Below are 9,754 nucleotides of genomic sequence, written 5' to 3' on the forward strand. Positions count from 1 at the left end.
TCGGCTTGTACTTACGGATGCCCATCTTTTTCGTTCATCCCTTGTCGATGTTGCTTCGCCGGCGCCCGCCGTCCGGGCGTGCGGCGTGGGCGCCGGTCCCGGACGGCGGCGCCCCGGGCCGTAGCCGCACCGCCCGCCCGCCGCACGAAGCGACCGCACCGACCGCCGGCACGCCGCCGCATCAGGCACGTGGATGGATGACACCGCCCATGAGCGGCCCGGCCAAGACATCCTGTGTCAGGACGACACCGGTCAGCCGGGCGGCGAGAAACAGAGCGCCATCTAATCTCGGCTGGTTGGCGTTGTCGTCTTCCTCGTCGTCTTCCGGGTGTCCGGGATCGAAGCCCGCAGCCCTCATCGGTTCGACCAGAAGATCTGGATCACTACCGTACCGCCGGTCAGGGTGCATGTAGTTGAAGTACATCACCAGCTCTCCGTCAACGGCGTACATGAAGTCGTTGGCGTAGTAGTCGTGCCGTAGAACCGACACGACCTCTGTTCCGGCCGACATCGCCCGCAGGACATCAGGCTCTGTCCCCCGTCAGTCGAACACCTCGATGAGCACGGTCCAGTCACCCCGACGCCCCGCGAGAGCCGTGTCCTCGAACAGCCCCTCATCCATCAGCGCCTCATAGGTCAACGGCCGGATGCTGTCCTCCTTGGCGCCCATGCGCCGTAGTGCTTCGGTTTCATCGAGCCCCCTTACGAAGGTCAGACACCACAGATCGCCTAACTCCTCCTCGTCGACCAGCCAGGCGATGTCCGCGTGCGTGATGTCCACTCGCAACCCTCCTCGCCTCTCTCCTGCGATGACGCCAAGGTAGTGATCAGCCTTGACAATGGCGTCTGAACGCCGCTGAGTGAGCAAGAGCCAAGCCGTTGATGCGACTCAATCCGCGGCCACAAGGGCGCCGTCCAGATGCCGCCCTGACGATCGCCCTGCGGTGGTCGGGCGGCGTGCGGGGTTGGGGGCGATCGCCGCGCCGGGATTCGTCCCTCATCCCGGCCCATCGGGTGACGGGGCTGGCGTCCGCACGGGATATGCACGGGATGGTGGTGCCGGCCGGTCGGTTGCCGAAGGGGTTGGTGTGCAGGTCGGAATGGCGGCGGGTCTGGCGATCGCCTGACCACTCATAATCCGTCGGTCGTGGGTTCAAGTCCCATCCGCCCTACCCCCTGTACCAGCAAGAAACCCGCTTGAGCTGCGGCAACGCAGCCATGCGGGTGTTGGTCATGTCCGGCTGTCCACGGCCGGCATCGGACCGCTATCGCTGGCTGCGCCAAAATGCGTGCGTGACCATAGGCGCACCGCTGGCTCAGACACCTAGCGAGATCACGCGTCCACCTCCGGGGCAAAGCCGACGCGGGAGCGAACGTCAGCCAGCCGCGATCCTCAGCTCGGGGTGGTGGCAGGATGTGACCATGCCACCACCCCGAGCGAGGTATTTCAACACCACCGGCCCCTGCGATCGGCAGCTCCACTACATGTTGCCCCCCACACCACGGCTTCCCGAAGCGCGGGCACTCATCGAAATGGACCGCTACTTCGTGCTGCACGCGCCCCGGCAGACCGGGAAAACCACCATCCTGGACGCCCTGGCCTCCGACCTGACCGCCGAGGGCGACACCGCCGCCCTGATGCTCTCCTGCGAGCGCGCCAAGGCGGCCGGCGACGACTACGGCGCCGCGGAGTCGCTTCTACTGGATTCCCTCCGCGAGGCCGCCGATCTGTCGGGCTGGCCGAAGAAGCTGCTGCCGCCGGGTTCCTGGCCGCAGGTCACGCCGGGCAGCCGGTTCGGTGCAGCGCTGAGTGCGTGGTGCCGGCGCTGCCCGCGCCGGGTGGTGCTGTTCCTCGACGAAATCGACGCCCTGCAGGGCAACAGTTTGGTCAGCATCCTCAGCCAGCTCCGCGACGGCCACAACAGGCGATCGAAGGGCTATCCGTTCCCCGCGTCGATGGTGCTGTGCGGGTTGCGCGACTTGCGCGACTACAAGGTCGCCTCGGGCGGCGACCCCGCGCGGTTCAGCCCGGCCAGCCCGTTCAACATCCTCGCTGACTCACTGCGCCTGGGTGACTTCACCACCGACCAGATCGCCGAACTCTACGACCAGCACACCCAGGCGACCGGCCAGGAGTTCAGCAAGGACGCGGTGGACCGGGCCTTCGAACTGACCCAGGGACAACCCTGGCTGGTCAACGCCCTCGCCCACGAGATCACCTTCAAGATGGGGGTGACCGGGACGATCCGCGACGGGCAGGTGGAGGACGCGAAAGAGCGGCTGATCCGGGCACGCGCCACCCACCTGGACTCCCTGGCGGCCCGGCTGCACGAGCCCCGGGTCAAGCGGGTGATGGAACCGATCGTGGCGGGTGGCCCCTACACCGACCGCAGCAACTCCGACGACCTGTCCTACGCCCGTGATCTGGGCCTGATCACGCAGAAACCTCCGCCACAGGTGGCCAACCCGATCTACCGGGAGGTCATCCTGCGCGTGCTGGGCGACCTGACGGAACAGAACATACACGCCGACCCGCACAGCTTCGTGCTCCCCGACGGCCGGTTCGACCTGCCACGCCTACTGGAGGAGTTCGTCGTGTCCTGGCGCGAACACGGCGAAGTCCTCATCCAGCAGGAGGGATACCACGAGGCCGCCTGTCAGATCATCCTCATGGCCTTCCTGCACCGCCTGGTCAACGGCGGCGGCTACCTCGACCGTGAATACGCCGCCGGCACCAAACGCCTGGACGTGCTCGTTCGCTGGCCGTACAGCGGCCCCGACGGTGGACGGCTGATGCAACGCGAGGCCATGGAACTGAAGGTGTGGCGACCCGGCGCAGACGACCCGAAGCCCGAAGGTCTGGCCCAGCTCGACCGCTACCTCGACCGGCTGACCTTGCCCACCGGCGTCCTGGTCATCTTCGACCGCCGCCCCGAAGCGTCACCCTGGAAGGAACGCGGCGGCTTCGAGCAGGCGACCACCCCGTCCGGCCGCCGGGTCACCGTCCTGCGTGTGTGAGGGGTGTCGTGGCTCCGTGAATGTGCTGTCATGCGGTCTCCTATCGGGCAGGAGAGGACAGCGAGCGAGACGCCGATCACCCCAGGGCGGGTCGCGGCGCGGACCGGGCTGGGGCGCCAGATCACTCGTCACCGTCGTAGAGCCAGGCCCTGTAGCGCTTCCCGATGATCGGGAAGCGCCCGGAGTCGAGCAGCCATGCGACCCCTACCAGGGCCCACGCGACCGCGACCATGGCCAGCCGGCCCATGCTGATGTCCGGCATTTGGTATCTCCTTCGTGGAATGACGCGGCGGGCCCCGCCCTCCCTGGCTCAGGCCCGCCGCGCGTCTATCGGGCCCGGCCCAGCACGATCCGCTGCCACAGCCGTCGCGCGTCGGCGTAGCTCATGCGCTCGGTATCCATGGTCGTGGCCCGCTTGCTCCGTACGTCAGCTCGCACCCGCCGTCGTATCCACGTGTGCCCGCCGCCGTGCATCAGGTAGAAGGTCCGCAGGCAGTGCTCGCACGTCCATTCCTGTGCCCGTGCGCGCTGCTCGGGAAAGGAGGCGGGGTACCACTCGACGAACTCGACCGGGGCTGCGCCTGCCCAACGGGGGACGTGGTAACCGTGGTCCGCGGCGTCCTGGCTCAACGCGTGCGCGGTCACGGCTCGCCCGTCGCGTACCTGGTCTGGTGGGCGATCTCGTCCTGTGCGGAGAGCCACATCAACAGCGCGGGCGCGTCCACCGCCTTCACAACGGGGACCAGGCCCGCCGCCGACTCGGCTGGCGTCAGGGGAATGTCCCTGGTGCCCCGCCACCCGGCAGGGACGCCGTAAGCGTCGGTGAGGCGCTCGATCCGCCACGCCGGGTACGTCTGACTCAGCACGACGAGCTGCCGCTTCACCAGCACGGCCAGTTGCTCGGGCACGGGCGGACGCGCCAGGTAGGCGATGCTCTCCTGCTCGGCGATGGCTCGGGCGAGCGCGAGTTCGTCGTCGGCGTCGACCGTGCGCCAGGCACCGGCCTTCTCGGCGGCGGGCTCGTACGGCTGTTCCCGGGTGGCCCACCATCGGCCGGCGTTGCTGCGAAACGCTCGCCATCCCGGGAGGTCATGACGACGTTCAAGGAGTGAGTCCAGAGCCATGCCAGGACCGTAAGCCGCACGATTCCCCGCGAGGGGTAGTGCTCGTCCCCCCACCGTCGCGGGTACTTTCTATACCCGTCCGATTACGCGACAGATGGAAGCTGTAGCTTGCGCGCGAGTGCGCGCGCATCATCCCGCACTGTCTTGTTGCCGCTGGCCATCAACTCCTGCACCGCAGATCGGGTGAAAAGGTTGTAGGAGATCGTGTCCGGGCTGACCTTGTACGCCTTGCCGAGCAGGTGCACCGTGGCGAGCGGTTCCCGCTTCAGGTGGTAGGCGCGGGCCGTCTCGATCAGGTGGAACGATCGCCTGGTCGCTGACGGCATGTCAAGGCTGAGGCGGTCGGCCTGCCGGGTCGCCTCGTACCCATCGGTGAGGTCGGTGTACATGGTCACCGAGTAGGCGTCCACCATGGCCCGGCCGAACAGCAGCCATGGATGGTGCCCGTCGAGCGACCGGGCGACTCTGTCGGCCCGGTCCCAATGACGCTCGGCGTCGCCCCTGCGGCCGGTCTTGGCATACGACAGGGCCATGGCGAGATGTTGCAGGCCCCACAGTTGCCGGTCGTGCTCGCTGTCCTCGGGACGAAGCAGGCGTGTGGCCTGGTGGGCGAGGTCGATGCGCGCCTCGGCCTGCTCGCCGGCATCCCGGAACACGTGGTTGAGATACCAGGCCGCAGCGGCCATCGCGTGTGGGTCGTCGGCGTCCTGGGCGGCCTGCATCGCCCGGTCTCCGGTGAGGAGCACCAGTTCGGGCATCGGCTGGAAGGACAGGTAGAGCTGGGTCAGGTGGTAGATCTGCGCGAGCGAGATCAGCGCGCGTCGGCGGTCGTTGCCGTCGAGCTGCCGTACGGCGGCGCGGGCGTCCTCAAGGAGGCGGGGCAGCACGGTGGCGACGGCGGTCCGCTGATGGGGCGAGCCGTGCCAGACCATCCACGCTTGGGCGACGTTGGCGGCGAGTTCGCCGGCTGCCACCGGTTCGCGGTCCGGAGCGGCGAGCGGGTAGGTGGCCAGAGCCCGCGCGACCTGTGCGACCTTCTCGTGCCGGTGCTTGGTGTAGGTCGACGCGTTCAGCTTCTGCTCACCGGTCAACTCGGCGAGATCGTCGATCTGGAGAATCTCAGAGAGACGAAGGAGGAGCGGCATCCGCGGCATGAGCAGCCGGCCGCGCTCGATCGCCTTGACCCACTCCGCGGAGCGACCGCACAACTCGCCAAGAACGGTTCGGCTCATCCCTGCCCGTTCCCGGTGGAATCGAAGTCGATCGCCGAAACTCATGGCCGTGCTACCGTCGTTCATAAGCCCTGACCTTCCTGAAGCCTCGACAACTTCAGGCTAGAGCGCGGGGCTTTCTTCATGCGAGGGGTCTGGGCTCATGGCGTCCGGGAGGCAGTTGATGACGGCTTCCCGCGATGGGCCGAATGCCGTTGCCGTGGTGCGTGCCCCGGAACTCCACCCATGCCTGACCGCCGACGTCCCAGTCGGGGATGACCAGCCGGAGCGTCCCGGTGATCCCCGTGGCATGGACGTCGCGCTCCACCATCTCCAGCGCCCGCTCCAGTGCCGTCCACAGACTCGGTTCGAGCGCGAAGGTCGGCACGAAGCCGGTGTCGCGGAGGAGGCCCTCGCCCACCCGGGCAGGTCGCTGACCTGCCCGGGTGAGATCGTCGCCGGCCACGGGGTCAGTTCGTGGCGGGGCCGCCCAGTTGGGCCAGCAGTTTCTGCATGCGTTCGATCTCGATGCGCTGGTCGGCCTCGACGTGGGAGGCGTAGGTGAAGATCTCCGTCTCCTGGCCGCCGCCGCTGTCGAACAGTTTCCCGACCATCTGGATGGCGCCTGTGTGATGGGCGATCATGTCCTGCACGAAGGCCCGGTCGAAGTCCGTGCCGCTGGCGTTCTTCAGTTCGGCGAGCTGCTCCTCGGTCAGCATTCCGGGCATGAGCTCCCCGCCCCCGCCGGAGTGATCGTGGTTCGTGCCCGGTACCGTCTGACCGCGGTCCCCGAGCCAGCGTCGCATCAGCCCGATCTCGTCCTCCTGGGAGGCCCGGATCCGCTTGGCGATCAAAGTGATGTCCCGGTTCGTGCTGCGGGAGGGGACGAGGTCGGCCATCCGCAGCGCCTGGGCGTGGTGCGGGATCATGCCCTGCATGAAGAGCACGTCCGCCGCGGTGAACGGAACATTAGCGATCGGTGACACCGAGGTGGCGGGGAGTGTCCGCCCCGGATCGCCAGGAGCTCCCGGTTGAACGATCACTTGAGCGGTCGGCGCCTTGGGCGTCTCCGCGGCACATCCGGCGATCAAGCCGGTGACCAGCGCAAACATGCCTAGATATCGCAGTTGAGGCGGCGAAATCATACTTTGGACCCGTTTCACCTTGCTGGGCGGAATACATCCTGAACAGTAAATATGTCACGGTATAGAACATCAAGGTTGCTTCCGTTACAGTTCGCGTGTAACACCGAAGCGGATCTCCCCCCAGCTGGCGTCACAAGTGTGCACCGGCAAGATCCCGGGTCGCCCTTCGCGATAGATCAACTAGGGAGGAGATGCCCGAAAGAAGGGAAATGGCCCGTGAGAAGTAGCCGTTCGGCACGTGGGGGACGTGCCAGACTACAAAAGCTCGGGATCATCGCTGCAAGCGCGTTGCTGATGGGACTGCTGCCAGCCGCGACCTCCGCGACCTCCGCTGCCGCCGACACCGACCCCCGGGTCGGGCTCAGCGCCGGATGGCTGGACGCCCAGCAGGCCATCAGCGGACTGGAGATGACCGCGCACCGGGACAGGCCAGAGGGCTTCTACGTCGCCTCGAACCCCGGCAACGGCTCGTACCTCAACTCCGACCTGGCGTTCAGCGGGAACTACGCGTTCTCCGGCAACTATAACGGTTTCAACATCTACGACATCTCCACGGGCGGCAACCCCGTCCTGAAGACGTCGGTGGTCTGCCCCGGCGGGCAGGGCGACCTGTCGGTGTACGGGAACCTGTTGTTCATGTCGGTGGAGGAGACCCGCGGCCGGATCGACTGTGGCACGCAGGGAGCCTCCGGTACGGTCAACCCTGACCGGTTCCGTGGCGTCCGTGTCTTCGACATCAGCGACATCAGCCACCCGGTGCAGGTGGCGGCGGTGCAGACCTGCCGCGGCTCGCACACCCACTCGCTGGTGACCAGCAAGAACGAGCCGGAGAACGTCTACGTCTACGTCTCCGGTACCTCCAGCGTCCGCTCCGGCCAGGAGCTCGCGGGCTGCGCCAACACGGCGGCGACCGACCCTGCCACCTCGCTGTGGAGGATCGACGTCATCCGGGTGCCGCTCGCCGCGCCGCAGACCGCGGCGATCGTGAACCAGCCCCGGATCTTCACCGACCCGGCGACCGGCGCGATCAACGGCCTGCAGAACACCCCGCCCACCACGCAGCACCCGTCGGGCACCAACTGGTCGCCGTCGCCGGTCACCAACCAGTGCCACGACATCACGTCGTACCCGGAGATCGGTCTGGCCGCCGGCGCCTGTGCTGGTAACGGCATCCTGCTCGACATCTCCGACCCGACGAACCCGAAGCGGCTCGACGCGGTCTCCGACCCCAACTACGCGTACTGGCACTCCGCCACCTTCAACAACGACGGTACGAAGGTCGTCTTCACCGACGAGTGGGGCGGCGGCTCCGGCGCGCGCTGCAGGACCACCGACCTTCCGTCGTGGGGCGCGAACTCCATCTACGACATCGTCAACGGCAAGCTCGTCTTCCGGAGCTACTACAAGCTGCCGGCGCCGCAGACGACGCTGGAGAACTGTGTCGCGCACAACGGGTCGCTGATCCCGATCCCCGGTCGCGACGTCATGGTCCAGGCCTGGTACCAGGGCGGCCTGTCGGTGTTCGACTTCACCGACTCCAGCCACCCGAAGGAGATCGCGTTCTTCGACCGCGGCCCGGTCAGCGGGACCTCGCTGGTCACCGGCGGCTACTGGTCGGTCTACTGGTACAACGGCCACATCTACGGTAACGAGATCGCGCGCGGTTTCGACGCCTTCAAGCTGACGCCGAGCCAGTTCCTCAGCCAGGCTGAGATCAACGCGGCCGCGGCCGTGAAGCTCGACAGGTTCAACGCGCAGAACCAGCCGCAGCTGACCCCCGGCCTCTCGCTGGCGGTCACCGCCCAGGCCCGGTGCGTGGGCGCCACGGCGTACGTGGCGGTCACGGCCGTCAACGACGGCACCGTGCCGGCGAACGTGACGCTGACGACCCCCTACGGTTCCAAGACCGTGGCCGACGTCGCCCCCGGCAAGCAGGCGTACCAGTCCTTCAACACCCGCGTCAAGCAGCTCGCCGCCGGCACGGTGAACGTGACGGGCACCGCGACGGTCAGCGGCAAGCAGGTCACCTCGTCGCTCGACTCCGCCTACACCGCGGTCAACTGCGGCTGACCGACCGGCGGTGACCACGGTGTAGTCGCCGGGGACGCCGCTTAGTTCAACCGGGGCCGGCCGACAGGTCGGCCGGCCCCGCCCGCCATAAGTGGAGCAATCACATGAAAAGCAATAGGACCACCCAGATACTCGCCGTATCCGTGCTCGCCCTCGCCTTCGCCGGCGTGGCCGGACCCGCGATGGCCGACGACCCCGACACCGACGGCATCGACGTCTCGGTCACCATCGAACCCCTCCGCGTCCCCGGCCAGGTCTCCATGACCGTGGCCGACAACACCGGCGTGACCCTCACCGAACACGGCTCCAACGCCGCCGCCCGCCAGTTCACCGGCACCCTGCCCACCGTCACCGTCACCGACACCCGCCTCCCCGACGAAATCCCCGCAGGAAGCTTCTGGGCCGTCGTCGGCCAGTCCAGCCAGCTCACCACCACCGGCACCCCCGCCAAGACCATCGGCCCCGAATACCTCGGATGGGCCCCCCACCTGCTCACCGGCTCCTCCACCGGAGCCGTCGAAGCCGGCGAACCCGTCTCCAGCGTCGTCTCCGACGGCACCGGAGCACCCGCCGTCGGCCTCCAAGGCCAAGAACTCCTCATCTCCACCGCCAACGCCACCGAAGAGATCGGCACCCACAAGGTCAACGCCGACCTCGCACTACGAACCCCCGTTGACGTCGCCGCCGGCGAATACCACTCAACCCTGACGCTCTCCCTGTTCGACCAGTCCTGAGCCGCAGGGAGAGTACTCCCACCCGCTGTGGCGAGACCACGTTCGCCGTCGCCGTGACGAGGAAGGTCGGACACGTACTCCCCCACCTGCCGACGCCGTCATGTGACGAGCGACGCGGTATCCGCCTGTCTTCCGACAGGTTGCGAAGACCCGCTGGTAGACGGGCATGCCCCAGCTCGGCGCCGGTGGAGCTTCCCAGCTCCGCCGGCGCCGCCGTCTTCCCGCCCGATGTGGACCATGGGCGCTATATGCCTGCAAATGCCCAGAAATAAGACCGTTACCGAAATATACCCCAAACGATTAATTTGACCGCTTGACGGTAATCTGAGCGTTGCAAAAGACTTCCCTGGACTTGCGTCGTCGAGCCCCTCGTAGCACTGGAGCCTGATCAGCTCGGCGCCGGTCGCCTCGGCGACGGCCTTGGCGAGCTGGGTCTTCCCCACCCCGGCCGG

Annotated in this window: 10 protein-coding genes and 2 pseudogenes; 3 read left to right on the forward strand and 9 right to left on the reverse strand. The window is 67.4% G+C overall.

Features of this window, described 5'->3' with window-relative positions:
- Positions 1–181 precede the first annotated feature (181 nt).
- Together AB0B89_RS31955 and AB0B89_RS31960 are read right to left on the reverse strand one after the other, a co-directional pair.
- Positions 182–526 (reverse strand): annotated as a pseudogene (locus AB0B89_RS31955) (DUF6461 domain-containing protein); the annotation flags it as partial.
- Between the two features lie 15 nt (positions 527–541).
- On the reverse strand, positions 542–781 hold the full coding sequence (locus AB0B89_RS31960; RefSeq protein ID WP_358560226.1) for a DUF6461 domain-containing protein: 240 nt from the start codon (positions 779–781) through the stop codon (positions 542–544).
- 641 nt (positions 782–1,422) lie between these two features.
- On the opposite strand from AB0B89_RS31960, the gene AB0B89_RS31965 reads away from it, so the two are divergent.
- Complete coding sequence (locus AB0B89_RS31965; RefSeq protein WP_358560228.1) at positions 1,423–3,018, forward strand: hypothetical protein; 1,596 nt, start codon at positions 1,423–1,425, stop codon at positions 3,016–3,018.
- Positions 3,019–3,139: 121 nt separating this feature from the next.
- On the opposite strand, the gene AB0B89_RS31970 is transcribed toward AB0B89_RS31965, so the two are convergent.
- The 6 genes from AB0B89_RS31970 to AB0B89_RS31995 form a co-directional block, all read right to left on the reverse strand.
- Entirely contained in the window at positions 3,140–3,280 is a 141-nt protein-coding gene (locus AB0B89_RS31970) for a hypothetical protein (protein WP_358560230.1), read from the reverse strand.
- Between the two features lie 65 nt (positions 3,281–3,345).
- Entirely contained in the window at positions 3,346–3,663 is a 318-nt protein-coding gene (locus AB0B89_RS31975; RefSeq protein WP_358560232.1) for a hypothetical protein, read from the reverse strand.
- Complete coding sequence (locus AB0B89_RS31980) at positions 3,660–4,142, reverse strand: hypothetical protein (protein ID WP_358560234.1); 483 nt, start codon at positions 4,140–4,142, stop codon at positions 3,660–3,662. Before AB0B89_RS31980 ends, AB0B89_RS31975 begins: the two co-directional genes overlap by 4 nt.
- Before the next feature lie 83 nt (positions 4,143–4,225).
- Positions 4,226–5,440 carry a helix-turn-helix transcriptional regulator gene (locus tag AB0B89_RS31985; RefSeq protein ID WP_358560236.1) on the reverse strand — a complete coding sequence of 405 codons (1,215 nt, stop codon included), beginning with the start codon at positions 5,438–5,440 and terminating at the stop codon, positions 4,226–4,228.
- 55 nt (positions 5,441–5,495) lie between these two features.
- Entirely contained in the window at positions 5,496–5,819 is a 324-nt protein-coding gene (locus AB0B89_RS31990) for a hypothetical protein (protein WP_358560238.1), read from the reverse strand.
- Between the two features lie 4 nt (positions 5,820–5,823).
- A complete protein-coding gene (locus AB0B89_RS31995; protein WP_358560240.1) occupies positions 5,824–6,339 on the reverse strand; it encodes a DUF305 domain-containing protein in 516 nt (171 codons plus the stop codon).
- Positions 6,340–6,792: 453 nt separating this feature from the next.
- Here AB0B89_RS31995 and AB0B89_RS32000 point away from each other — a divergent pair, with 453 nt between their 5' ends.
- Both AB0B89_RS32000 and AB0B89_RS32005 read left to right on the forward strand, forming a co-directional pair.
- A complete protein-coding gene (locus AB0B89_RS32000) occupies positions 6,793–8,568 on the forward strand; it encodes a hypothetical protein (RefSeq protein WP_358560242.1) in 1,776 nt (591 codons plus the stop codon).
- A gap of 104 nt (positions 8,569–8,672) precedes the next feature.
- The gene (locus tag AB0B89_RS32005) at positions 8,673–9,302 is read left to right on the forward strand and encodes a hypothetical protein (protein ID WP_358560244.1); all 630 of its coding nucleotides are present in this window, start codon (positions 8,673–8,675) and stop codon (positions 9,300–9,302) included.
- A 353-nt stretch (positions 9,303–9,655) separates the two neighbouring features.
- Here AB0B89_RS32005 and AB0B89_RS32010 read toward each other — a convergent pair.
- A pseudogene (locus AB0B89_RS32010) lies at positions 9,656–9,754 on the reverse strand (AAA family ATPase); the annotation flags it as partial.

The sequence above is a fragment of the Sphaerisporangium sp. NPDC049002 genome, from assembly GCF_040649355.1.
Taxonomy (GTDB): Bacteria; Actinomycetota; Actinomycetes; order Streptosporangiales; family Streptosporangiaceae; genus Sphaerisporangium.

Coding starts and splice junctions, on each gene's coding strand:
- AB0B89_RS31965 (WP_358560228.1), top strand. CDS start 1,423: ATGCCACCACCCCGAGCGAGGTATTTCAACACCACCGGCCCCTGCGAT.
- AB0B89_RS31970 (WP_358560230.1), bottom strand. CDS start 3,280: ATGCCGGACATCAGCATGGGCCGGCTGGCCATGGTCGCGGTCGCGTGG.
- AB0B89_RS31980 (WP_358560234.1), bottom strand. CDS start 4,142: ATGGCTCTGGACTCACTCCTTGAACGTCGTCATGACCTCCCGGGATGG.
- AB0B89_RS31985 (WP_358560236.1), bottom strand. CDS start 5,440: ATGAACGACGGTAGCACGGCCATGAGTTTCGGCGATCGACTTCGATTC.
- AB0B89_RS32000 (WP_358560242.1), top strand. CDS start 6,793: ATGGGACTGCTGCCAGCCGCGACCTCCGCGACCTCCGCTGCCGCCGAC.
- AB0B89_RS32005 (WP_358560244.1), top strand. CDS start 8,673: ATGAAAAGCAATAGGACCACCCAGATACTCGCCGTATCCGTGCTCGCC.